The sequence below is a fragment of the Terrabacter tumescens genome, assembly GCF_014646815.1.
Lineage (GTDB): Bacteria > Actinomycetota > Actinomycetes > Actinomycetales > Dermatophilaceae > Terrabacter > Terrabacter tumescens.
The window spans coordinates 405,077-428,073 of sequence record NZ_BMNZ01000003.1; the positions used below are offsets into that span (position 1 = coordinate 405,077).

At 68.1% G+C, this 22,997-nt stretch carries 29 protein-coding genes; 3 read left to right on the forward strand and 26 right to left on the reverse strand.

What is annotated here, in order from left to right; genetic code table 11:
* The 19 genes from rplF to IEY30_RS09360 all read right to left on the reverse strand — a co-directional run bounded on the left by rplF (position 1) and on the right by IEY30_RS09360 (position 10,306).
* Positions 1 to 537, reverse strand: a complete 537-nt coding sequence (rplF, locus tag IEY30_RS09270) for a 50S ribosomal protein L6 (protein ID WP_030194242.1) — start codon at positions 535 to 537, stop codon at positions 1 to 3.
* Between the two features lie 12 nt (positions 538 to 549).
* Entirely contained in the window at positions 550 to 948 is a 399-nt protein-coding gene (rpsH, locus tag IEY30_RS09275) for a 30S ribosomal protein S8 (RefSeq protein ID WP_020143230.1), read from the reverse strand.
* Between the two features lie 133 nt (positions 949 to 1,081).
* The gene (locus IEY30_RS09280) at positions 1,082 to 1,267 is read right to left on the reverse strand and encodes a type Z 30S ribosomal protein S14 (protein ID WP_020143231.1); all 186 of its coding nucleotides are present in this window, start codon (positions 1,265 to 1,267) and stop codon (positions 1,082 to 1,084) included.
* Between the two features lies 1 nt (position 1,268).
* The gene (gene rplE, locus IEY30_RS09285) at positions 1,269 to 1,829 is read right to left on the reverse strand and encodes a 50S ribosomal protein L5 (RefSeq protein ID WP_030194240.1); all 561 of its coding nucleotides are present in this window, start codon (positions 1,827 to 1,829) and stop codon (positions 1,269 to 1,271) included.
* 2 nt (positions 1,830 to 1,831) lie between these two features.
* Positions 1,832 to 2,209, reverse strand: a complete 378-nt coding sequence (rplX, locus tag IEY30_RS09290) for a 50S ribosomal protein L24 (RefSeq protein WP_030194238.1) — start codon at positions 2,207 to 2,209, stop codon at positions 1,832 to 1,834.
* A gap of 2 nt (positions 2,210 to 2,211) precedes the next feature.
* Positions 2,212 to 2,580, reverse strand: coding sequence for a 50S ribosomal protein L14 (gene rplN, locus IEY30_RS09295; RefSeq protein ID WP_020143234.1), 369 nt, complete (start codon positions 2,578 to 2,580; stop codon positions 2,212 to 2,214).
* Between the two features lie 198 nt (positions 2,581 to 2,778).
* Positions 2,779 to 3,069 carry a 30S ribosomal protein S17 gene (rpsQ, locus tag IEY30_RS09300; protein ID WP_030194236.1) on the reverse strand — a complete coding sequence of 97 codons (291 nt, stop codon included), beginning with the start codon at positions 3,067 to 3,069 and terminating at the stop codon, positions 2,779 to 2,781.
* Positions 3,066 to 3,443, reverse strand: coding sequence for a 50S ribosomal protein L29 (gene rpmC, locus IEY30_RS09305; protein WP_030194234.1), 378 nt, complete (start codon positions 3,441 to 3,443; stop codon positions 3,066 to 3,068). The genes rpsQ and rpmC overlap by 4 nt, the downstream gene beginning before the upstream one ends.
* On the reverse strand, positions 3,443 to 3,862 hold the full coding sequence (rplP, locus tag IEY30_RS09310) for a 50S ribosomal protein L16 (protein ID WP_030194232.1): 420 nt from the start codon (positions 3,860 to 3,862) through the stop codon (positions 3,443 to 3,445). Before rplP ends, rpmC begins: the two co-directional genes overlap by 1 nt.
* A gap of 2 nt (positions 3,863 to 3,864) precedes the next feature.
* Positions 3,865 to 4,689: a 30S ribosomal protein S3 gene (gene rpsC, locus IEY30_RS09315; RefSeq protein WP_030194229.1), complete on the reverse strand. Its 825-nt coding sequence runs from the start codon at positions 4,687 to 4,689 to the stop codon at positions 3,865 to 3,867.
* A complete protein-coding gene (gene rplV, locus IEY30_RS09320; protein ID WP_030194225.1) occupies positions 4,689 to 5,057 on the reverse strand; it encodes a 50S ribosomal protein L22 in 369 nt (122 codons plus the stop codon). Before rplV ends, rpsC begins: the two co-directional genes overlap by 1 nt.
* Before the next feature lie 26 nt (positions 5,058 to 5,083).
* The gene (rpsS, locus tag IEY30_RS09325) at positions 5,084 to 5,365 is read right to left on the reverse strand and encodes a 30S ribosomal protein S19 (protein ID WP_020143240.1); all 282 of its coding nucleotides are present in this window, start codon (positions 5,363 to 5,365) and stop codon (positions 5,084 to 5,086) included.
* A gap of 15 nt (positions 5,366 to 5,380) precedes the next feature.
* Positions 5,381 to 6,217 carry a 50S ribosomal protein L2 gene (rplB, locus tag IEY30_RS09330; RefSeq protein ID WP_030194221.1) on the reverse strand — a complete coding sequence of 279 codons (837 nt, stop codon included), beginning with the start codon at positions 6,215 to 6,217 and terminating at the stop codon, positions 5,381 to 5,383.
* 26 nt (positions 6,218 to 6,243) lie between these two features.
* A complete protein-coding gene (gene rplW / locus IEY30_RS09335) occupies positions 6,244 to 6,543 on the reverse strand; it encodes a 50S ribosomal protein L23 (RefSeq protein ID WP_030194219.1) in 300 nt (99 codons plus the stop codon).
* Positions 6,540 to 7,175: a 50S ribosomal protein L4 gene (rplD, locus tag IEY30_RS09340; protein ID WP_030194217.1), complete on the reverse strand. Its 636-nt coding sequence runs from the start codon at positions 7,173 to 7,175 to the stop codon at positions 6,540 to 6,542. The genes rplW and rplD overlap by 4 nt, the downstream gene beginning before the upstream one ends.
* Positions 7,172 to 7,825: a 50S ribosomal protein L3 gene (gene rplC, locus IEY30_RS09345; protein WP_030194212.1), complete on the reverse strand. Its 654-nt coding sequence runs from the start codon at positions 7,823 to 7,825 to the stop codon at positions 7,172 to 7,174. The genes rplD and rplC overlap by 4 nt, the downstream gene beginning before the upstream one ends.
* An 11-nt stretch (positions 7,826 to 7,836) precedes the next feature.
* Positions 7,837 to 8,145: a 30S ribosomal protein S10 gene (rpsJ, locus tag IEY30_RS09350; RefSeq protein WP_009775966.1), complete on the reverse strand. Its 309-nt coding sequence runs from the start codon at positions 8,143 to 8,145 to the stop codon at positions 7,837 to 7,839.
* A 355-nt stretch (positions 8,146 to 8,500) separates the two neighbouring features.
* A complete protein-coding gene (locus tag IEY30_RS09355) occupies positions 8,501 to 8,899 on the reverse strand; it encodes a thiol-disulfide oxidoreductase DCC family protein (protein ID WP_081920336.1) in 399 nt (132 codons plus the stop codon).
* 102 nt (positions 8,900 to 9,001) lie between these two features.
* Positions 9,002 to 10,306 carry a M18 family aminopeptidase gene (locus IEY30_RS09360; protein ID WP_030194203.1) on the reverse strand — a complete coding sequence of 435 codons (1,305 nt, stop codon included), beginning with the start codon at positions 10,304 to 10,306 and terminating at the stop codon, positions 9,002 to 9,004.
* 60 nt (positions 10,307 to 10,366) lie between these two features.
* Between IEY30_RS09360 and IEY30_RS09365 the strand changes: the two genes are divergently transcribed.
* From IEY30_RS09365 to IEY30_RS09375, 3 genes are all read left to right on the forward strand, one after another.
* The gene (locus IEY30_RS09365) at positions 10,367 to 11,116 is read left to right on the forward strand and encodes a DUF2785 domain-containing protein (RefSeq protein WP_052358319.1); all 750 of its coding nucleotides are present in this window, start codon (positions 10,367 to 10,369) and stop codon (positions 11,114 to 11,116) included.
* Positions 11,117 to 11,222: 106 nt separating this feature from the next.
* Positions 11,223 to 12,371, forward strand: a complete 1,149-nt coding sequence (locus IEY30_RS09370) for a WXG100 family type VII secretion target (RefSeq protein ID WP_052358318.1) — start codon at positions 11,223 to 11,225, stop codon at positions 12,369 to 12,371.
* Positions 12,368 to 12,859 carry a hypothetical protein gene (locus IEY30_RS09375; RefSeq protein ID WP_030194192.1) on the forward strand — a complete coding sequence of 164 codons (492 nt, stop codon included), beginning with the start codon at positions 12,368 to 12,370 and terminating at the stop codon, positions 12,857 to 12,859. Before IEY30_RS09370 ends, IEY30_RS09375 begins: the two co-directional genes overlap by 4 nt.
* A gap of 24 nt (positions 12,860 to 12,883) precedes the next feature.
* Here IEY30_RS09375 and IEY30_RS09380 read toward each other — a convergent pair whose 3' ends face one another.
* The 7 genes from IEY30_RS09380 to IEY30_RS09410 form a co-directional block, all read right to left on the reverse strand.
* Positions 12,884 to 13,102: a hypothetical protein gene (locus IEY30_RS09380; RefSeq protein ID WP_030194189.1), complete on the reverse strand. Its 219-nt coding sequence runs from the start codon at positions 13,100 to 13,102 to the stop codon at positions 12,884 to 12,886.
* A gap of 298 nt (positions 13,103 to 13,400) precedes the next feature.
* Positions 13,401 to 14,597, reverse strand: a complete 1,197-nt coding sequence (gene tuf, locus IEY30_RS09385; protein ID WP_020143252.1) for an elongation factor Tu — start codon at positions 14,595 to 14,597, stop codon at positions 13,401 to 13,403.
* 103 nt (positions 14,598 to 14,700) lie between these two features.
* Positions 14,701 to 16,818 carry an elongation factor G gene (gene fusA, locus IEY30_RS09390; protein WP_030194185.1) on the reverse strand — a complete coding sequence of 706 codons (2,118 nt, stop codon included), beginning with the start codon at positions 16,816 to 16,818 and terminating at the stop codon, positions 14,701 to 14,703.
* Positions 16,819 to 16,966: 148 nt separating this feature from the next.
* Positions 16,967 to 17,437 carry a 30S ribosomal protein S7 gene (rpsG, locus tag IEY30_RS09395; RefSeq protein ID WP_030194180.1) on the reverse strand — a complete coding sequence of 157 codons (471 nt, stop codon included), beginning with the start codon at positions 17,435 to 17,437 and terminating at the stop codon, positions 16,967 to 16,969.
* Positions 17,437 to 17,811 carry a 30S ribosomal protein S12 gene (gene rpsL, locus IEY30_RS09400; RefSeq protein ID WP_020143255.1) on the reverse strand — a complete coding sequence of 125 codons (375 nt, stop codon included), beginning with the start codon at positions 17,809 to 17,811 and terminating at the stop codon, positions 17,437 to 17,439. Before rpsL ends, rpsG begins: the two co-directional genes overlap by 1 nt.
* Before the next feature lie 416 nt (positions 17,812 to 18,227).
* Positions 18,228 to 18,845: a hypothetical protein gene (locus IEY30_RS09405; protein ID WP_081920334.1), complete on the reverse strand. Its 618-nt coding sequence runs from the start codon at positions 18,843 to 18,845 to the stop codon at positions 18,228 to 18,230.
* Positions 18,846 to 19,022: 177 nt separating this feature from the next.
* Positions 19,023 to 22,919 (reverse strand): DNA-directed RNA polymerase subunit beta', encoded by a 3,897-nt coding sequence (locus IEY30_RS09410; RefSeq protein WP_030194173.1) that lies wholly within the window; start codon positions 22,917 to 22,919, stop codon positions 19,023 to 19,025.
* Positions 22,920 to 22,997: the final 78 nt, after the last annotated feature.

Consider the following 22,997-nt stretch of genomic DNA (forward strand, 5'->3'; position numbering starts at 1 on the left):
TTACTTACCGGCCTTTCCAACCTTGCGACGGATCTGCTCGCCCGCGTAGCGAACGCCCTTGCCCTTGTACGGGTCGGGCTTGCGCAGCTTGCGGATGTTCGCCGCGACCTCGCCGACGAGCTGCTTGTCGATGCCCTGCACCGAGAAGCGGGTCGGGTTCTCGACGGCGAAGCTGATGCCGGCGGGAGCCTGGATGAGGATCGGGTGCGAGTATCCGAGCGAGAACTCGAGGTCCGAGCCCTTCGCCGCGACACGGTAACCCGTGCCGTGGATCTCCATCTTCTTCTCGTAGCCCTCGGTGACACCGAGGACCATGTTGTTGATGAGCGAGCGGGTCAGGCCGTGGCGCGAGCGCGAGTCGCGCTCGTCGTCGGGGCGCTTGACCTCGAGGTTGCCCTCGCCCAGCTCGACCGTGATCGGCTGAACGACGGTCAGGGAGAGCTCACCCTTGGGGCCCTTGACGAAGACGTCCTGGCCCTCGACCTTGACGTCCACACCCGAGGGGATGGAGACCGGGAGTCGTCCGATTCGCGACATGTCAGTGTCTCCTTACCAGACGTAGGCGAGGACTTCCCCACCCACGCCCTTCTCGTGTGCCTGGCGGTCGGTCAGCAGACCGTTCGACGTCGACAGGATCGCGACGCCGAGGCCACCGAGAACCTTGGGCAGGTTCGTCGACTTGGCGTAGACGCGCAGACCGGGCTTGCTCACGCGACGCACACCGGCGATGGAGCGCTCGCGGTTCGGGCCGTACTTGAGGTCGATGGTCAGCGTCTGGCCGACCTCCGCCTCCTCGATCTTCCACGAGGCGATGTAGCCCTCGGACTGGAGGATCTCGGCGATGTTCTTCTTCAGCTTCGAGTACGGCATGGAGACGACGTCGTGGTGCGCCGAGTTGGCGTTCCGGACGCGGGTCAGCATGTCCGCAATCGGGTCAGTCATGGTCATGTGGGCTCTCCGCCCTTCCTCACCGGGGTTTCGACCGGGGCTATCTGCCCGGCGACGGCTGGGCCGTCGTGTGGCCGACCTACGGTGTCAGAGGTGTGTTGGTCTGGGATGTGCTCTGGGCTCGGGAGCCGAATTACCAGGAGCTCTTGGTCACGCCCGGCAGCTCGCCCGCGTGCGCCATCTCGCGAAGGCAGATGCGGCAGAGGCCGAACTTGCGGTACACCGAGTGCGGACGGCCGCACTTCTGGCAACGGGTGTACGCGCGGACCTTGAACTTCGGCTTCCGGTTCGCCTTGTTAACGAGCGCGGTCTTGGCCATGTCAGTTCTCCTTGAAGGGGAAGCCGAGCTGCTTGAGCAGCGCGCGACCCTCGTCATCGTTGGTCGCCGTGGTGACCACGGTGATGTCCATGCCCCGCACGCGGTCGATCCGGTCCTGGTCGATCTCGTGGAACATCGACTGCTCGGTCAGGCCGAACGTGTAGTTGCCGTTGCCGTCGAACTGCTTCGGCGACAGACCACGGAAGTCGCGGATGCGCGGGAGGGCGATCGTCACGAGACGGTCGAGGAACTCCCACATGCGGTCGCCGCGAAGCGTCGTGTGGGCGCCGATCGGCATGCCCTCACGCAACTTGAACTGGGCGATGGACTTGCGCGCCTTGGTCACGACCGGCTTCTGGCCCGTGATGGCGGTGAGGTCGCGGACGGCACCCTCGATGAGCTTGCTGTCCTTGGCCGCGTCGCCGACACCCATGTTGACGACGACCTTGACGACGCCGGGAACCTGCATGACGTTCGCGTAGCCGAACTGCTCGAGCATCGAGCTCTTGATCTCGTCCTGGTAGCGCTGCTGGAGGCGCGGCTTGGTGCTGGTCTCAGTCATTCTCAGAGGTCCTTGTCCGACTTGACCGCGACACGGACGCGCGATGCCTTCTGGCGGCCGTTCCGCTCGACGGTCTCGACACGCGTCTTCACACGGGTCGGCTTCTTCGACTCGGGGTCGACGATCGCGACGTTGCTCACGTGGATCGCAGCCTCGGTGTGCGTCAGGCCACCGGTGCGCGTGCCACGGGCGGTCGCGCCGGCCTTGACGTGCTTGGTGACGCGGTTGATGCCCTCGACCAGCACACGCTGGGTCTCCGGGTAGACCGCGATGACCTTGCCCTGCTTGCCCCGGTCGCCGCCGTTCTTCTGGCTGCGGCCGGAGATGACCTGGACGAGGTCACCCTTCTTGATCTTCATCTTGCTGGTGGTCTTCGCCATGTTCACAGCACCTCCGGCGCGAGCGAGATGATCTTCATGAACTTCTTCTCGCGAAGCTCACGGCCCACCGGGCCGAAGATACGGGTACCACGGGGGTCACCGTCGGCCTTGAGGATCACGGCCGCGTTCTCGTCGAACTTGATGTACGAACCGTCGGCGCGGCGACGCTCCTTGACGGTGCGGACGATGACGGCCTTGACGACGTCACCCTTCTTCACGTTGCCGCCCGGGATCGCGTCCTTGACGGTGGCGACGATGGTGTCGCCGATGCCGGCGTACCGACGGCCCGAGCCACCGAGAACACGGATGCACAGGATTTCCTTGGCACCGGTGTTGTCGGCGACGCGAAGCCGCGACTCCTGCTGAATCACTGTCTAACTCCTGTCGTCGTGCTGGTTCTCACGAGGAAGCCGCGCGCCGCGCGCCTTCCTCGTGAGCCTTGCCGAACTGAATGGAACTGTGGTCTTGGTGCGGGCCGGACGGCATACGAGCACGTATGCCGCCACCCCACTCCCCCAGCCACGCGGGCGTTTCGGGGGCACTCGGGGGCGGGGCCCCCAGAGGGTTGCTTACTTGGCCTTCTCGAGGATCTCGACGATGCGCCAGCGCTTCGTCGCCGACAGCGGACGCGTCTCCATGATGAGGACGCGGTCGCCGACGTTGGCGGCGTTCTGCTCGTCGTGCGCCTTGACCTTGCTGGTGCGGCGGATGACCTTGCTGTAGAGCGCGTGCTTGACGCGGTCCTCGACCTCGACGACGACGGTCTTGTCCATCTTGTCGCTCACCACGTAACCCTGGCGGGTCTTGCGGTAGTTGCGGTCACCGGCCTGGTCGCTCACGACCTTCTCCTGCTCGCTCATGCGTCAGCCTCCTGCGCCTTGTCAGCCTTCTTGGCCTTCTTCTCGGCCTTGTCAGCCTTCTCGGGCTTGTCAGCCTTCTTGTCGGCCTTGGCCGACTTCTTCTCGGCCTTCTCGACCTTCTCGGCCTTCTCCGGCGCCTTGGGGGCGGCGGGGGCCGAGCCGATGCCGAGCTCGCGCTCACGCATCTCGGTGTAGATCCGCGCGATGTCCTTCTTGACGGCGCGCAGACGGCCGTGGTTGTCCAGCTGGCCGGTGGCCGACTGGAAACGCAGGTTGAACAGCTCTTCCTTGGCCTTCTTCAGCTCGTCCGCCAGCTTGGTGTCGTCCAGACCACGCAGCTGCTCGGGAGCCAGGTCCTTGGTTCCGACTGCCATCAGATGTCACCACCCTCACGCTGAACGAAGCGGCACTTCATGGGGAGCTTGTGCATCGCGAGACGCATGGCCTCACGCGCCACCGGCTCTGCCACGCCCGAGATCTCGAACATGACGCGGCCCGGCTTGACGTTGGCGATCCACCACTCCGGCGAACCCTTACCGGAACCCATGCGGGTCTCGGCGGGCTTCTTGGTGAGCGGACGGTCGGGGTAGATGTTGATCCACACCTTGCCGCCACGCTTCATGTAGCGGGTCATCGCGATACGAGCGGACTCGATCTGGCGGTTGGTCACGTAGGCCGGCTCGAGAGCCTGGATGCCGAAGTCACCGAAGGCGATCGTGGTGCCACCCTTGGCCGCGCCGTGGCGGTTCGGGTGGTGCTGCTTGCGGTGCTTGACTCGACGGGGAATCAACATGGTCAGGCCTGCTCATTCTCGGTGCTGGCCGCGGCGGGGGCCTCGGCAGCAGCGGTCTCGTTCACTGCCGGGGCAGCGGCGGTCTCGTTGCGGTCACCACGACGGGCGCGGTTCGGACGGTCACCGCCGTCACGACGCGGACCACGCGACGGGCGCGGAGCGGCGGCCTGCTGGGCAGCGAGCTCCTTGGCCGTCATGTCGCCCTTGTAGATCCACACCTTGACGCCGATGCGGCCGAACGTGGTGCGGGCCTCGTAGAAGCCGTAGTCGATCTGCGCACGCAGCGTGTGCAGCGGGACGCGACCCTCGCGGTAGAACTCGGTGCGGCTCATCTCGGCGCCGTTGAGACGTCCGGAGACCTGCACGCGGATGCCCTTGGCGCCGGCGCGCTGGGCGGACTGCATGCCCTTGCGCATGGCGCGGCGGAACGCCACGCGGGCCGAGAGCTGCTCGGCGATGCCCTGGGCGACCAGCTGCGACACGATCTCGGGGTTCTTGACCTCGAGGATGTTGAGCTGGACCTGCTTGCCCGTGAGCTTCTCGAGCTCGCCGCGGATGCGGTCGGCCTCGGCGCCACGGCGACCGATGACGATGCCGGGGCGGGCGGTGTGGATGTCGACGCGGACGCGGTCACGGGTGCGCTCGATCTCGACCGAGGCGATACCCGCGCGCTCCATGCCCTTCTCCATCAGGCGACGGATGGCGACATCTTCCTTGACGTAGTCGCGGTAGCGCTGACCCGACTTCGTCGAGTCGGCGAACCAGCGGCTCTTGTGGTCCGTCGTGATGCCGAGACGGAAGCCATGGGGGTTGACCTTCTGACCCATCAGCGGGCTCCCTTCGTGTTCTCCGGCTGCGCGACGACCACGGTGATGTGGCTCGTGCGCTTGTTGATGCGTCCGGCGCGGCCCTGGGCACGCGGGCGGAAACGCTTCATCGTCGGGCCCTCGTCCACGAACGCGGCCGTGATGACGAGGTTGCGCTCGTCGAAGGCGACCGACTCACGGTCGGCCTTGACGCGGGCGTTGGCGATGGCGCTCTCGAGGACCTTCTTGACCGGGTCGGAGGCCGACTGCGGAGCGAAGGTGAGCACCGTGACGGCGTCGGTGGCGGCCTTGCCGCGGATCAGGTCCACGACACGGCGAGCCTTCTGCGGGCTGACACGGACGTGCCGCGCCGAAGCCTTGGCTTCCATGACTTCTTCCTTGGATTCGGTGGCCATCAGCGACGACGACCCTTCTTGTCGTCCTTCACGTGACCCTTGAACGTGCGGGTCGGTGCGAACTCGCCGAGCTTGTGGCCGACCATCGACTCGGTGACGAACACTGGGACGTGCTTGCGGCCGTCGTGGACGGCGAAGGTGTGGCTCAGCATGTCCGGGCTGATGACCGAACGGCGCGACCAGGTCTTGATGACGTTCTTCGTGCCCGCTTCGTTCTGGGCGTCCACCTTCTTCTGAAGGTGGTCGTCGATGAAGGGGCCCTTCTTCAGGCTACGAGGCATTCCAAAGGCTCCTTATCAGCGCTTCTTGCCAGTACGACGGCGACGAACGATGAGCTTGTCGCTTTCCTTGTGTCCCTTGCGGGTGCGGCCCTCGGCCTGACCCCAGGGGCTGACGGGGTGACGTCCACCGGACGTCTTGCCCTCACCACCACCGTGCGGGTGGTCGACCGGGTTCATGGCGACACCACGGACGGTCGGGCGCTTGCCCTTCCAGCGCATGCGGCCGGCCTTGCCCCAGTTGATGTTGCTCTGCTCGGCGTTGCCCACCTCGCCGACGGTCGCGCGGCAGCGCGCGTCGACGTTGCGGATCTCGCCGGACGGCATACGCAGCTGGGCGTAGGGGCCGTCCTTGGCGACGAGCTGCACGCGAGCACCCGCGGAACGGGCGATCTTGGCGCCGCCACCGGGCTTGAGCTCGATCGCGTGGACCACCGTACCCACGGGGATGTTGCGCAGCGGGAGGCTGTTGCCCGGCTTGATGTCGGCCGCGGGGCCGTTCTCGATCGGGTCGCCCTGCTTGAGCTTGTTCGGCGCGAGGATGTAGCGCTTCTCGCCGTCGGAGTACTGCACGAGCGCGATGCGCGCGGTGCGGTTGGGGTCGTACTCGATGTGAGCGACCTTGGCCGGCACGCCGTCCTTGTCATGGCGACGGAAGTCGATGACGCGGTAGGCGCGCTTGTGACCGCCACCGATGTGACGCGTCGTGATGCGGCCGGCGTTGTTGCGGCCACCGGTCTTCGTCAGCGGGCGAACCAGCGACTTCTCAGGAGTGGTTCGCGTGATCTCGACGAAGTCGGCGACCGACGAGCCACGACGGCCCGGTGTGGTCGGCTTGTACTTGCGGATACCCATGTTCGTTAAGTCTCTCTTCGTCTATCTCAGGCGCCCGCACCGAAGATGTCGATCGAGCCCTCGCGGAGGGAGACGATCGCACGCTTGGTGTCCTTGCGCTTGCCGAGGCCGAATCGGGTGCGACGGGTCTTGCCCTGGCGGTTCAGGGTGTGGACCTTGTCGACCTTGACGTCGAAGATCGCCTCGATGGCGATCTTGATCTCCGTCTTGTTCGCACGGGGGTCGACGATGAAGGTGTACTTGCCCTCGTCGAGCAGACCGTAGGACTTCTCGGAGACGACCGGCGCGATCAGGATGTCGCGGGGGTCCTTGGTGTGGATGCTCACTTGGTGGCCTCCTTGTCGGCCTTGTCGGCCTTCACGGGACCGGCGACGAACGCGTCGAGGGCGGCCTGGGTGAAGACGATGTCATCGGCGCACAGGACGTCGTAGGTGTTGAGCTGGTCGGCGACCAGCACGTGGACGTTCTGCAGGTTGCGGACCGACTTCATCGCGATGTCGTCGCCACGCTCGAGCACGACGAGCAGGTTGGGACGCTCGGTCAGGCCGGCCAGCAGGGCGGCGGCGTCCTTCGCCGAGGGCAGCTCGCCCGAGACGATGGAGTCGACGACGTGGATGCGGTCGAAGCGGGCCCGGTCGGAGAGGGCACCGCGCAGGGCGGCGGCCTTCATCTTCTTGGGGGTGCGCTGCGAGTAGTCACGCGGCTGCGGGCCGTGGACGACGCCACCGCCGGCGAACTGCGGCGCACGGGTCGAGCCCTGACGGGCGCGGCCGGTGCCCTTCTGGCGGTACGGCTTGCGCCCACCGCCGCGGACCTCGCCGCGGGTCTTCGTCGAGTGCGTGCCCTGACGAGCAGCCGCGAGCTGGGCCACCACGACCTGGTGGATCAGCGGGACGTTGGTCTGGACGTCGAAGATCTCGGCGGGGAGGTTCTGCGTCTTGGTTGCCATGTCGTTCATGCACCCTTCGCAGCCGTGCGGATCAGGACGATGCCACCGCGGGGGCCGGGAACGGCACCCTTGATGAGCAGCAGGCCCTTCTCGGCGTCAACGGCGTGGATCTGGAGGTTCTGGGTCGTCTGGCGAACGCCACCCATGCGACCAGCCATGCGCATGCCCTTGAAGACACGGCCCGGGGTCGAGCAGCCGCCGATGGAGCCCGGCTTGCGGTGGTTGCGGTGGGCACCGTGCGAGGAGCTGACACCGTGGAAGCCGTGACGCTTCATGACACCGGCGAAGCCCTTGCCCTTGGTCGTGCCCGTGGCGTCGACCCGCTGGCCGGCCTCGAAGGACTCGGCCGTGATCTCCTGGCCGAGCTCGTAGGCGGCGGCGTCGGCCGTGCGCAGCTCGACGAGGTGACGGCGCGGCGTGACGCCGGCCTTCTCGAAGTGGCCGCTCATGGGCTTGTTCACCTTGCGCGGGTCGATCGCACCGAAGGCGATCTGGACCGCGGAGTAGCCGTCGGTCTCGTCGGCACGCACCTGCGTCACGACGCAGGGGCCGGCCTTGACCACGGTCACGGGGACGAGCTTGTTGTCTGCGTCCCACACCTGGGTCATGCCGAGCTTCTCGCCGAGCACGCCCTTGACGTTCTTCTGAGCAACAGTCATCTGGGGCCGCCTCAGAGCTTGATCTCGATGTTGACGTCCGCCGGCAGGTCGAGACGCATCAGCGAGTCGACGGCCTTGGGCGTCGGGTCGATGATGTCGATGAGGCGCTTGTGCGTGCGCATCTCGAAGTGCTCGCGGCTGTCCTTGTACTTGTGCGGCGACCGGATGACGACGAAGACGTTCTTCTCCGTCGGCAGCGGGACGGGGCCCACCACGGTCGCGCCGGCGCGCGTCACTGTGTCAACGATCTTCCGGGCCGAGTTGTCGATGACCTCGTGGTCGTACGACTTCAGCCGGATGCGGATCTTCTGTCCCGCCATCTGATGAACGTCTCTCTCTCGCTTCTGACTGCCGGTTCCCTTGGCATCCGACCCCCGAGGTCGGGCGTGTCGCGCCCGCTTCGCGGTGAAAGGTGCGCACCTGAGTGCCACTTTCGTGTGGATTGCCCGGCCGAACCGGGTAACTTGCGCTTCCCTCGGGCCTCCGAGAGGAGTCCGGGCGAGTCCCCGTCAGGAGGCTCTCAAGGGGCGGCGCCACCGACATGGGTCAGCGACGCGCGTCAAGCAACCTGAACAGTGTGCCAGAGCGCGCACCGCACTATCAAATCGAGCCGACGGCCCGCTGCAGGTGTGCGCAGGTGGCGCGTCGCGTCCCGCCGGGCGATCCGGCCCGGCCTCATGCCGCAGGTCGGGCGCAGGCCGCGGTGCCGCCGGGGAGCTGGTGACGGTGGGCGGCGACCCAGCTGTAGGCGTGCGCCGCCACCCAGGAGACGCCGGGCGCCATGAGCAGGTGCCCGAACGGTCGCCATCCCGGGGCACCGTGCGTCGCGGCCGTCGCGATGGCCCGATGACCCGCGCGGATCGAGCCGTCGGCGGTGATGAACTGCGCCGCCTCGTCGCACTGCTGCTCCGTCAGGCCCACGGCCGCGAGGTCGATCTCCTGCCAGGCACGCACGTCGTAGCGGCCGCGCCGGTCGACCCATCGCTTGACGAACTCGACGCTGCGCGTGCAGAAGGCGCAGTCGGCGTCGTAGACGAGGGTCGGCCGCTGGGGCACGAAGAGCGTGGTCTCCACGTCTTTATCCTCGCACCCGAGCGGCGCGCAGGCCGGGTCACCCCTGGCGTATGCCGTCACTCCCCCGTTGCGGTCGACCTCGGTCGCCGGGCGGCGGGGTCGTCAGGCCGGCGCGAGGAAGGCACTGAGGGCGCGGGCGTACATGGCGGGGTCCTCGGCGCCCATCAGCTCGCGCGTGCTGTGCATGGAGAGTGCCGCCGCTCCGAAGTCGACCGTGGTCGCACCGGTCAGCGACGACGTCACGGGTCCGACCGTGGAGCCGCACGGCAGGTCGCTGCGGGTGACGAACGTCTGCATCGGCACCCCGGCCTGCTCGCAGGCCGTCCGGAACGCCGCTGCGCCGATCGAGTCGGTCGCGTAGCGCAGGTTGGTGTTGACCTTGAGGACCGGGCCGCCGTTGACGCGGATCTGGTGCATCGGCTCGTGCCGTTCGGCGTAGTTCGGGTGGGTCGCGTGGCCCATGTCGCCCGAGGCGATGACGGTCGCGGCGAGGGCGCGCCAGTAGTCGTCGCGGGTGCCCCCACCGGCGATGACGATGCGCTCGAGGACCGAGGGCAGCAGCGTCGAGGTGGCGCCCCGCTCGGAGGTGCTGCCGATCTCCTCGTGGTCGAACAGCACGAGTACCGGGACGTGCGCGGGCTCGGTGGCCACGGCGTCGAGCAGGGCCCGCACGCCGGCATACGAGGTCGCGAGGTTGTCGAGGCGAGGAGCCGCGATGAGCTCGCGGGCGCGCCCGAGTCGCGTCGAGGGCTGGATCGGGTGGGTCATGACGTCCCACGAGAGGACGTCTTCGCGGTCGACGCCGACCTGCTCGGCGAGGTAGCCGACGAAGTCGCCCGGCTCGTCCCCCACGCCCCACAGCGGCTCCATGTGCGCCTGCTTGTTGAGGCTGAGGGCCTCGTTCTGCGTGCGGTCGAGGTGGATGGCCAGCTGCGCGACCCTCAGCAGGGCGTCACGTCCGTGGAAGGTGCGCGACTCGACGCCCTCGCGTCCCCGCACGGCCACCCTGCCGGCGAGGCCGAGGTCGCGGTCGAGCCACGAGCTGAGGATGAGGCCGCCGTAGGGCTCGATGCCGAGCAGCTGCCAGCCGGCGCGGCTGTGGTCGGGGTTGGGCTTGACGCGCAGGTTGGGGCTGTCGGTGTGGGCACCGACGACGCGGAAGCCCGCGCCGGGCCCGGCGCCCGAGCCGTGCGCGCCCGTCGTGTCCCAGGCGATGAGCGAGCCGCCGCGCACGAGGTAGTGGCGGCCGGGGGTGGTCGGCCACGGTGCGCGCTCGTCGACCTCGGTGAAGCCCTCGGCGGTGAGCCGCAGCGCGGCCTGCTCGCACGCGTGGAACGGGGTGGGGCTCGCGTCGACGTAGTCGATGAGGCCCTGGGCTTCGGTGTCGGTGTCGAAGGAGTGCGCCATGGCGACCGACCCTATCCGCCCGCCGGAAGGCCCGACCGGGCGGATGGCAGGATCGCCCGCATGTCCGACGCCACGCTCCGCTCCCTCGTCGACGACCTCGCCTCCCCGGACCCCGCCGTCCGCGACGAGGGGGCGTATGCCGCCCTGGCGCGACGGGTGCGTGAGGGTGCCGTCTCCGCGGACGACCGGTCGTGGCTGGCCGGGGCGATGCTCGAGCGGCTCGGTCACGAGCGCGTGGAGGCCCGCGCCTTCGCACCGCTCGTCCTCGCCTCCCTCGTCGCCGCCGGGGACTTCGACGACGCCTGGGTGCCCGCGGTGTCACGGTGGTACGTCGGCGAGGAGGACCTGCGCGGCCACGACCCCGAGCTGGGTTGGGTTCACGCCGTCGCTCACGGGGCCGACTTCTTCGGCGAGTGCGGGGCTGCCGGCGTCGGGGACCCGGCCGTGCTGCTCGACGCCCTTGCCCGGCGGCTCGTCGCACCGACCACGTTCGTGTGGAGAGACCAGGAGGACGACCGCCTCGCCTGCGCCGTCGCGCTCGTGCTGTCGCGCGACGACGTCGACGGGTCGGTGGCCGTCGGATGGCTCGAGCGCGTGCGCTCGATGTTCGCCGCGGGTGCGCCCGGTGCGGTGCCGGCCGAGGCGAGCAACACGATGCGGACGCTGCGCTCGCTGCACGTCGCCCTGGGTGAGGACGTGCTGCGCGGAGGCGAGCCGGTCGTGGTGCCGCACGCAGGCCTCGTCCGTCGGGAGCTCGCCCACCTCCTCGCCGAGGTGACGCCGTGGTTCTGGCGACCGCGCTCGGGCTGAGCCACGGGGAGTGCTCCCCATTGGCCGGACCACCCGAGTCTGCCTAGGGTCGGGGTGCGGCCACCCTCGGCCGCCACGGACGTCGACAGCTCGGGGAGGGCCAGCCGTGGTCGTGTACAGGAAGGGCGCCGATCCGGAAGCCCTGGAGCGCAGTGCCGGTCAGCTCGACCGCTTCGCCGGCGAGTGCCGGGCCGCGCGCAGCGCCGTCGACCACGCCGTCGGTGAGCTCGGAACTGCTTGGGGCGGAAGGGACTTCGACTCCTTCCGTGGGGACTGGCGCTCATCGGCGCCCAGCATCGACGCACTCGAGCGTGCCCTGCACGGTCTCGGCGCCAAGCTGCGTGACAACGCCGCGAAGCAGCGCGGCACCAGCGGGAACGACGGCGGCACAGGGGGATCCGGCGGGGCCGGTGGTGCAGGCCCGTTCGGCGCAGGGGTGCCGATGTCCTTCGGCCCCATCCCTTCTCCGTCCCCGGGACCCGCGCCGACCCCGACGACTCCCCCGCCGCCGGCGACGACGGGCACCGGTGGTCCCGTCGACGGCTACGACTTCGGCGAGCCGAAGAAACCGGACATCGAGTGGGACGAGGGCTTCGAGTACGACTCCAAGGACTCGAACTGGCAGGACCACATCGCCAAGCTCGAGTGGATGGCCAAGCTCGAGGGCGGCCGCATCGTCAAGTCCGACCTCGACGACGCGACGGCGATGTACGCCCACTACTGGGACAACAACGGCGAGCCGATCCGCTTCGACTACGAGGAGGGCTACAAGGAGGACGCGTCGATCGCGGCCAACGTCAACTCCGAGGTCGCCCGCACCGCCGCCGCCGTCGACGAGATGGTGCGGGGCGGCAACTCGCACTTCAGCATGACCGGCGACGCGCACGCGGCGACGGCCTACCCCGAGACCGAGAACTGGCAGAAGACGATCGGCGGCTACCAGCAGTGGAGCAGCGCCGACGTCACCGTGGAGAACGGCCAGGTCTCCATGCAGGTCACCGTGCATGCCGAGGACTACTACAACTTCAACCCCGGCCAGGCCGACATCGCGAGCGGCGCCGGCGACAACGAGAACGGCCGGTTCACCGAGATCGGCTGGGCCAAGCCCTTCCCGTCGAGCGGCGACGTGACGCGTACGATCACGTGGCCGGTCGGCTCACCGCCGCCGAGCATCGACGTGGGTCCGGGCGATGTCGAGCGCACCCCCGGTCCGGGTCGTGAGGACCGAGCCGACGAACGAGGAAGCAGCCGATGAGGACCCGAGCCGCCATGGCCGCCAGTGCAGCCCTGCTGACCCTCGCCGCCACTGCCGCATGCAGCACCGACCCGACGCCCCCCACCGACCGCACGAGGAGCACCGTGAGCAGCGCGACCAAGACCGGCACCGGCGACGTGCGCACCGACCTCGACCCCCTGATCAAGCGGTTCGACGCCCTGGGCCGGCCCGTCTCGGCCACGTGGATGTCGGGCACGCTCGGCGGCGACGCCCCGGGACCGTCGACGTACTGGATCGACGCCGTCGTGAAGGTGACCCCCGAGACGGCCGCGACCCTGCGCGCCACCTCGCCCGAGCCCACCACCGAGACCCCGGCCGTCGAGGACGGCGTGCGCTCGGCGCTGCCCTCCGGTCAGCTGCTCCGCTCGACGGCGCTCGACGCGCTCTTCGCGCAGGGCTCCTTCCGTGCCAAGGCCTACCTCGCCGCCGACTCCGACACCGTCGTGCTCGTCGCCCTCGGCCAGTAGTCGCTCCAGGCACCACGGGCCACCTCAGGCGGTGGCCAGGCTCCCCAACACGCCCCGCAGCACGCGCTCGGCCTCCCGCTGGCGCGGGCCTGCCACGAACAGCAGCACGACCCGCCCACTCCGTTGCACCCGCGCCTCGACCGCGACGAACCCGCCGTCCGCGTCCTCGAAGCCGATGACCTTCGCCGGCCCGAACCGTGACGACCAGCGCCGGATCTCGATGTCCCCCTTGGCCTCCTTCACCAGGGCGTGCCTGACCTCGGATCGAAGGAGCCGTGCTTCGCCGACGACGCCACCGGCATACGAGCCGGAGGAGCGGGGCGGGTGACGTGGGGAGCGGCATCGGAGGCGGCCACCCGGCATACGAAAGGACTCGTGCGGCTGGAACCGGCCGCCGACGCTCTCGCCGCTCCCCGCGTCGCACGTCCCGTGACGACCTCGGATGACAGCGGGCGTCTTCGTGGAGGTGTGCGGAAGGGCCCGCCCCGCCGAAGCGGAACGGGCCCTACCGATGAAGCAGTGCTGCAGGTGCAGCGTCAGATCACTTGATGATCTTCGTGACGCGACCGGCGCCGACCGTGCGGCCACCCTCACGGATGGCGAACTTGAGGCCGTCCTCCATGGCGATGGGCTGGATGAGCTCGACCGTCATGTCGGTGTTGTCGCCGGGCATGACCATCTCGGTGCCCTCGGGCAGGTGCACGACACCCGTCACGTCCGTCGTACGGAAGTAGAACTGCGGACGGTAGTTGTCGTAGAACGGCGTGTGACGGCCGCCCTCGTCCTTCGAGAGGATGTAGACCTGAGCCTCGAAGTCCGTGTGCGGGGTGATCGAGCCCGGCTTGCAGATGACCTGCCCGCGCTCGACGTCCTCGCGCTTGGTGCCACGAAGGAGCAGACCGACGTTCTCACCGGCGCGACCCTCGTCGAGCAGCTTGCGGAACATCTCGACGCCCGTGACGGTCGTCTTGGCCGGCGGACCGGTGTGGATGCCGACGATCTCGATCTCCTCGTTGACCTTGAGGATGCCGCGCTCGATACGACCGGTGACGACGGTGCCACGACCGGTGATCGTGAAGACGTCCTCGACGGGCATGAGGAACGGCTTGTCGACGTCGCGCTCGGGCTCCGGGATGGAGTTGTCGACGGCGTCCATGAGGTCGAGGACCGACTGGCCCCACTTCTCGTCGCCCTCGAGCGCCTTGAGCGCCGAGACCTGCACGACGGGAAGGTCGTCGCCCGGGAACTCGTACTGCGACAGGAGCTCACGGACCTCCATCTCGACGAGCTCGAGGATCTCCTCGTCGTCGACCATGTCGGCCTTGTTGAGCGCCACGACGATGTAGGGAACGCCGACCTGGCGGGCCAGGAGGACGTGCTCCTTCGTCTGCGGCATGGGGCCGTCGGTGGCGGCGACCACGAGGATCGCGCCGTCCATCTGAGCCGCACCCGTGATCATGTTCTTCACGTAGTCAGCGTGGCCCGGGCAGTCGACGTGGGCGTAGTGACGACCCTCCGTCTGGTACTCGATGTGCGCGATCGAGATCGTGATACCGCGCTGGCGCTCCTCGGGAGCCTTGTCGATGTCCTCGAACGCGAACTGGGGGTTCAGGTCGGGGTACTTGTCGTGCAGAACCTTGGAAATCGCAGCCGTCAGCGTCGTCTTGCCGTGGTCGATGTGACCGATGGTGCCGATGTTGACGTGCGGCTTGGTCCGCTCGAACTTTGCCTTCGCCACTGTGGTCCTCCTCAGGACTTTCTTGTGTTACGCCGTACGACCAGGGCAGGACGTGGCGCGATGGGGTGGTTTCCGATGGAAGAGACTACGGGATGTCCCGCAGTCACTCCCCGCGGGTCTTCTTGATGATCTCCTCGGCAACGGCCTTGGGGACCTCTGCGTAGGAGTCGAACTCCATGGAGAAGCTCGCGCGACCCTGCGTCTTGGAACGCAGGTCGCCGACGTAGCCGAACATCTCGGACAGCGGGACGAGGCCCTTGACGACCTTGGCGCCGCTGATGTCCTCCATGCCCTGGATCTGGCCACGGCGGGAGTTGATGTCACCGATGACGTCGCCCATGTAGTCCTCGGGCGTACGCACCTCGACGGCCATCATCGGCTCGAGCAGGACCGGGTCCGCCTTCTTGATGGCCTCCTTGAGGACCATCGAGCCGGCGATCTTGAACGCCATCTCCGAGGAGTCGACGTCGTGGTAGGCACCGTCGTTGAGCGTCGCCTTGATGCCCACGAGCGGGTAGCCGGCGAGCACGCCGTACTGCATCGCGTCCTGGATACCGGCGTCGACCGACGGGATGTACTCACGCGGCACGCGACCACCGGTGACGGCGTTGACGAACTCGTACATCGAGCCGTCCTCGGTCTCACCCAGCGGCTCGAAGCTGACCTGGACCTTGGCGAACTGGCCAGAGCCACCGGTCTGCTTCTTGTGCGTGTAGTCGTACTTGAGGACGGGACGACGGATCGTCTCGCGGTAGGCCACCTGCGGCTTGCCGACGTTGGCCTCGACCTTGAACTCGCGCTTCATGCGGTCGACCAGGATGTCGAGGTGCAGCTCACCCATGCCGGCGATGATCGTCTGGCCGGTGTCCTCGTCGTGGTGGACCTGGAAGGTCGGGTCCTCGGCCGAGAGCTTCTGGATGGCCGTGCCGAGCTTCTCCTGGTCACCCTTGGTCTTGGGCTCGATGGCGACCTGGATGACCGGGTCCGGGAAGGTCATCGACTCGAGCACGATCTGCTCGTTGATGTCCGACAGGGTGTCACCGGTCGTCGTGTCCTTGAGGCCGATGGCCGCGTAGATGTGGCCGGCCATGGCCTCCTCGACGGGGTTCTCCTTGTTGGCGTGCATCTGGAAGAGCTTCCCGATGCGCTCCTTGCGGCCCTTGGTCGAGTTGATGACGCTTGTGCCCGAGCTGATGTGGCCCGAGTAGACGCGGATGAAGGTCAGCGTGCCGAAGAACGGGTGCGTGGCGACCTTGAAGGCGAGGGCCGAGAACGGCTCGTCCTTGCTGGGCGCACGCGTCAGCTCGACGGTCTCGTCGCCGGGCTTGTGGCCGATCATCGGGGGCACGTCGAGCGGCGACGGGAGGTAGTCCACGACGGCGTCGAGCATCGGCTGGACGCCGCGATTCTTGAACGCGGAGCCGCAGAAGACCGGGTAGAGCTCGGAGTTGACCGTGAGCTTGCGGATGCCGCCCTTGATCTCCTCCGGGGTGAGCTCCTCGCCACCGAGGTACTTCTCCATCAGCTCGTCGTCGGACTCGGCGACGCGCTCGACGAGTGCCATGCGGTACTCCTCGGCCTTGGCCTGGAGGTCCGCCGGGATCTCGGCGATCTCGTACTTGGCACCCATGGTCACGTCGCCCTTGGCGTCGCCGGGCCACACGAGGGCACGCATGTAGACGAGGTCGATGACACCGAGGAAGTCGTTCTCGGCACCGATCGGGAGCTGCATGACGAGCGGCTCCGCACCGAGGCGGTCCTTGATCGTCTGCACGGTGAAGTAGAAGTCCGCGCCGAGCTTGTCCATCTTGTTGACGAAGCAGATGCGGGGCACGTCGTACTTGTCGGCCTGGCGCCACACCGTCTCGGACTGGGGCTCGACACCCTCCTTGCCGTCGAACACCGCGACGGCACCGTCGAGGACGCGCAGCGAGCGCTCCACCTCGACCGTGAAGTCGACGTGCCCGGGGGTGTCGATGATGTTGACCTGGGTGCCTTCCCAGAAGGAGGTCACGGCGGCAGACGTGATCGTGATGCCGCGCTCCTTCTCCTGCTCCATCCAGTCGGTCGTCGACGCACCGTCGTGGGTCTCACCGATCTTGTGGTTGACACCGGTGTAGAAGAGGATGCGCTCCGTCACCGTGGTCTTGCCAGCGTCGATGTGCGCCATGATGCCGATGTTGCGGACCTTCTTGAGGTCCGTCAGGACGTCGAGTGCCACGTCAGGTTTCTCGTCTCATTCGTCGTGGGGTGAAATCTAGGGGCGCCGGGGCGGGGCTCGGGGCTCGGCCGCCTGCCGACGCGTTCCGACCCAGCCGCGCGGGCTGTTCGGGGGGCGCACGGGGGGCGGAGCCCCCCGTGCGTCTGGGTCACCAGCGGTAGTGCGCGAAGGCCTTGTTGGACTCGGCCATCTTGTGCGTGTCCTCGCGGCGCTTGACAGCGGCACCGAGGCCGTTGCTCGCGTCGAGGATCTCGTTCATGAGGCGCTCGGTCATCGTCTTCTCGCGACGCTGCCGCGAGTAGCCGACGAGCCAGCGCAGGGCGAGCGTGGTCGAGCGGTTGGGCTTGACCTCGATCGGCACCTGGTAGGTCGCGCCACCGACGCGACGGCTCTTGACCTCCATGGCCGGCTTGACGTTGTCGAGCGCACGCTTGAGCGTGGCGACGGGGTCGGTGCCGGTCTTCTGGCGGCAGCCCTCGAGGGCGCCGTAGACGATCGTCTCGGCGATCGACTTCTTGCCGTCCAGGAGGATCTTGTTGACGAGCTGCGTGACGAGCGGGCTGGAGTAGACCGGGTCGACGACGAGCGGGCGCTTCGGAGCGGGTCCCTTACGAGGCATCAGCTCTTCTCCTTCTTCGCGCCGTAACGGCTACGAGCCTGCTTGCGGTTCTTGACACCCTGGGTGTCGAGCGTGCCGCGGACGATCTTGTAACGCACACCCGGGAGGTCCTTCACACGACCACCGCGGACGAGCACGATCGAGTGCTCCTGCAGGTTGTGGCCGACGCCGGGGATGTAGGCCGTGACCTCGATGCCGGAGCTGAGGCGCACACGGGCGACCTTGCGCAGGGCAGAGTTCGGCTTCTTGGGGGTGGTGGTGTACACGCGGGTGCACACACCGCGGCGCTGGGGCGAGCCCTTGAGCGCCGGGGTCTTGGCCTTGCTGGCCTTGTCCTGGCGGCCCTTGCGGACCAGCTGGTTGATGGTAGGCAACCTGGTTACTCCATAACGTTGCTCGTTGTCAGGCGTCCGGGAGGACGCCTCCTTGGCTGTTCGGCTCTTCGACCCCCGACGTCGGGCGTGTCGGAACCGGTTCTTCCCCCTGCACTCCCCCTCCGTCCCGGCTGCCGGAAGGCGGTCGGAAGGAAGGATTGCCCGGCGGAAGGTGTGCTCTGGACCGCAGTGATGTCACGTCCGCGAGGAGCGGGCGGACAGGGCACCGAGGCCGTCATCGCGCATGCCTGAGTGCGTGCCTCAGACACAGTGTTCAAGCGTACCGGGGCGCGGCACGCCGACCAAATCGGTGTGACCGGCCCTGACGGCTCCGATGCGGTATGCCGTGTGGCGGGCTCACGCAGCCGGCTCCCCCGGGCGACTCGCGCGGCCCACCACCTCGGTGACGGGCTGGGTCAGCCCAGGCGCCAGTCGCCGGCGTACATGTGCAGCACGGGCACGCCGAGGGCCTCACGGGCGCGCGAGGCCCAGTCGGTGTGGAAGGTGTCCTCGACCGCGTGCGGCTCGGTCACGACGACGACCTCCTGGGCCCCGAGCCGGGCGACCTCCTCGACGAGCGTCGGCATGGGGTCGTCGCCCGTGATCTCTCCCGTGGCCACGACGGAGTGGCTCTCGAACTCGGCGAGGGTCCGGGACAGGGCCGTGTCGGCGTCCTCGTGCGCCTCGACCCGGTCGACGGGGCGCAGCGACTCGAGGGCCTCGCGCATCTCGAAGAGGCTGAGGTGGTTGAGGAAGGAGCTGAGCAGGTTGCGGTCGGTGTCGGCCGGCACGAGCACGCGGTAGGTGGGCGACGCCTCCTCGTGCAGCGCGATGATCTTGTCGACGTCGACCGGCTTGAGCGCCTCCTCCGTCAGCACGATGATCGCGGGCGTCGGGCCGCTGTCGGCCGACTCTCCCCCGTCGGCCGCAGCAGGCGCCACCGGCGCGGCGGACTCATCAGCGGCGGTGGGGGCGGGGGCGGCGAGCTCGTCGGGCTCTGGCGCGTTCGGCACGGCGGCCGTGGGCTCGGTCATGCGACCACCCTACCGAGGCGCACAGAGGTCCTGGCACGCCCTCGAGCGTCCCGAGGCGCCGGGGACGTGCAGGAACGCCGCTGGGCCGGCTCCCCTGTCGGGAAGCCGGCCCAGCGGCATACGTCATGCACGAGAGGTGGTCACCGGCCGCCGCTCACGCGGCGGCCGATGGACCGCTCAGAACTGGTCGAGACCGAGAGCCTCGTCGTCGAGGCGGATGGCCTCGCCCGTGCCCGAACCGAAGCCTGCGTAGTCGTAGGCGTCGTAGCCCGGCAGCGAGTACATCGCGGCCTTGGCCTCCTCGGTCGGCTCCACCTTGACGTTCCGGTAGCGGGGCAGGCCCGTGCCGGCAGGGATGAGCTTTCCGAGGATGACGTTCTCCTTGAGGCCGAGCAGCGGGTCGGACTTGGCCTCCATGGCGGCCTGCGTGAGCACGCGGGTCGTCTCCTGGAAGGACGCGGCCGACAGCCACGACTCGGTCGCGAGCGAGGCCTTGGTGATGCCCATGAGCTCGGGACGTCCGGCGGCCGGACGGCCACCCTCGGCCATGACGCGACGGTTCTCGTCCTCGAAGCGACCACGCTCGGCGAGCTCGCCGGGCAGCAGGTCGGCGTCGCCGGCCTCGATGATCGTCACGCGACGCAGCATCTGGCGCACGATGACCTCGATGTGCTTGTCGTGGATCGACACACCCTGCTGGCGGTACACGCGCTGGACCTCGTCCACCAGGTGCTTCTGCGCAGCGCGCGGGCCGAGGATGCGAAGGACCTGCTTGGGGTCGATCGCGCCCTGGACCAGCTTGGTGCCGACCTCGACGTGGTCGCCGTCGGCGACGACGAGGCGCGAGCGCTTGCTCACCGGGTAGGCGTGCTGCTCGGAGCCGTCGTCCGGCGTGAGCAGGATCCGGCGCGCCTTGTCGGTGTCCTCGATCTCGACGCGGCCGGTGGCCTCGGCGATGGGAGCGACACCCTTGGGCGTGCGGGCCTCGAACAGCTCGACGACACGCGGCAGACCCTGGGTGATGTCGTCGGCCGCAGCCGCACCACCGGTGTGGAAGGTACGCATCGTCAGCTGGGTGCCGGGCTCACCGATCGACTGGGCCGCGATGATGCCGACGGCCTCGCCGATGTCGACGAGCTTGCCCGTCGCGAGCGAACGGCCGTAGCAGGCGGCACAGGTGCCGACCTTGCTGTCGCAGGTGAGGACCGAACGGATCCGCACCTCGTCGACACCGGCCGCGTAGAGCGCGTCGATGACGACGTCACCGAGGTCGATGCCGGCCACGGCCAGGGTCTCGCCGTCGACGACGACGTCCTCGGCCAGCGTGCGGGCGTAGACCGAGGCCTCGACGACCTCGCTCGGCGCACGCGTGCCCGTGGTCTCGTTGACCTGGGCGATCGGCAGCTTGAGGCCACGCTCGGTGCCACAGTCGTCCTCACGGATGATGACGTCCTGCGACACGTCGACGAGACGACGCGTGAGGTAGCCCGAGTCGGCGGTACGAAGCGCCGTGTCGGCCAGGCCCTTACGGGCACCGTGCGTCGAGATGAAGAACTCGAGCACCGTGAGGCCCTCACGGAAGTTCGCCTTGATCGGGCGCGGGATGATCTCGCCCTTCGGGTTGGCCATCAGGCCACGCATGCCGGCGATCTGACGGATCTGGAACCAGTTGCCACCAGCACCCGAGGACACCATCCGGTAGATGGGGTTCGTGCGCGGGAAGTTGGTCTCCATCTCCTTGGCGACCTGGTTGGACGCCTGGGTCCAGATCTCGACGAGCTCCTGGCGACGCTCGTCGTCGGTGATGAGACCGCGCTCGTACTGCGTCTGGACCTTGGCGGCCTTGGTCTCGTAGCCCTCGAGGATGTTCGTCTTGTTGTCCGGCGTCGTGACGTCGGAGATCGCGACGGTGCAGCCCGAGCGGGTCGACCAGTGGAAACCGGCCTCCTTCAGGGCGTCGAGGGACGCGGCGACCTGGACCTTGGAGTAGCGCTCCGCGAGGTCGTTGACGATCGCCGAGAGCCGCTTGCGGTCGACCGGGCGGTTCTCGAACGGGTAGTCGAGCGGCAGCGTGTCGTTGAAGATCGCGCGGCCGAGCGTCGTCTCGAGCGTGATGCTCTTGACGATGCCGTCCTCGCCGGCCTCGACACCCTCGGGCAGCTCGAAGCCGGCCGGGGGCACCGCGTCCGTCAGGCGCAGCTTGATCGCCGAACCGAGCAGGATCTCGCCACGGTCGAAGGCCATGCGGGCCTCGGACGGGGACGAGAACGCGCGACCTGCACCCGGGCCGCCACCGTCGAGGGCGTCGGTCAGGTGGTAGATGCCGGTGATCATGTCCTGGGTCGGCATGGTCACGGGGCGACCGTCAGCCGGCTTCAGGATGTTGTTGCTCGACAGCATGAGGATGCGGGCCTCGGCCTGCGCCTCTGCCGACAGCGGCACGTGGACGGCCATCTGGTCACCGTCGAAGTCGGCGTTGAAGGCCGAGCAGACGAGCGGGTGGATCTGGATGGCCTTGCCCTCGACGAGCTGCGGCTCGAACGCCTGGATGCCGAGACGGTGCAGCGTGGGCGCACGGTTGAGCAGCACGGGGTGCTCGGTGATGACCTCTTCGAGGACGTCCCACACGACCGGACGGGCACGCTCGACCATGCGCTTGGCCGACTTGATGTTCTGCGCGTGGTCGAGGTCGACCAGGCGCTTCATCACGAACGGCTTGAACAGCTCGAGCGCCATCTGCTTGGGCAGACCGCACTGGTGCAGCTTCAGCTGCGGGCCGACGACGATGACCGAACGGCCGGAGTAGTCGACGCGCTTGCCGAGCAGGTTCTGGCGGAAACGACCCTGCTTGCCCTTGAGCATGTCGGACAGCGACTTGAGCGGACGGTTGCCGGGACCCGTGACCGGGCGACCACGACGGCCGTTGTCGAAGAGGCTGTCGACGGCCTCCTGGAGCATGCGCTTCTCGTTGTTGACGATGATCTCGGGCGCACCGAGGTCGAGAAGGCGCTTCAGGCGGTTGTTGCGGTTGATGACGCGACGGTAGAGGTCGTTGAGGTCCGACGTCGCGAAGCGGCCACCGTCGAGCTGCACCATCGGGCGCAGGTCCGGCGGAATGACCGGGATCGCGTCGAGGACCATGCCCGACGGGTGGTTCGTCGTCATCTGGAAGGCGTTGACGACCTTGAGGCGCTTGATCGCACGGGTCTTCTTCTGGCCCTTGCCGGTGGCGATGATCTCCTGGAGGAGGTCAGCCTCGGCGTCGAGGTCGAAGGACTCGAGGCGCTTCTGGATCGCCGCAGCGCCCATGCCGCCCTCGAAGTACAGACCGAAGCGGTCACGCATCTCGCGGTAGAGGATCTCGTCGCCCTCGAGGTCCTGGACCTTGAGGTTCTTGAACCGGTCCCAGACCTGGTCGATGCGCTCGACCTGCTGGTCGGCACGCTTGCGGATGTTGTTCATCTCGCGCTCGGCCTGGTCGCGGACCTTGCGCTTGACGTCGGCCTTGGCACCCTCGGCCTCGAGCTCGGCGACGTTGCGCTCGAGCAGCTGCGCACGGGACTCGACGTCCGCGTCGCGGCGGTTCTCGATCTCCTTGCGCTCGACCTGGATCTGCGCCTCGAGCGACGGCAGGTCAGCGTGACGCTGGTCCTCGTCGACGGACGTGATCATGTAGGCCGCGAAGTAGATGACCTTCTCGAGGTCCTTCGGGGCGAGGTCGAGCAGGTAGCCGAGGCGGCTCGGGACACCCTTGAAGTACCAGATGTGGGTGACGGGGGCGGCGAGCTCGATGTGGCCCATCCGCTCACGACGCACCTTGGCGCGCGTGACCTCGACGCCACAGCGCTCGCAGATGATGCCCTTGAAGCGGACGCGCTTGTACTTGCCGCAGTTGCACTCCCAGTCCCGGGTGGGGCCGAAGATGCGCTCGCAGAACAGGCCCTCCTTCTCGGGCTTGAGCGTGCGGTAGTTGATGGTCTCGGGCTTCTTGACCTCACCGTGGCTCCACTGGCGGATGGACTCCGCAGTGGCAAGGCCGATACGCAGCTCGTCAAAGAAGTTGACGTCGAGCACGTGGTTCCTTCTCTCGTAACTCTTGTTAAGTCTTTGGTCTGAGTGGGATTCGTTGACGAGGGTGCGTATGCCGCTGAG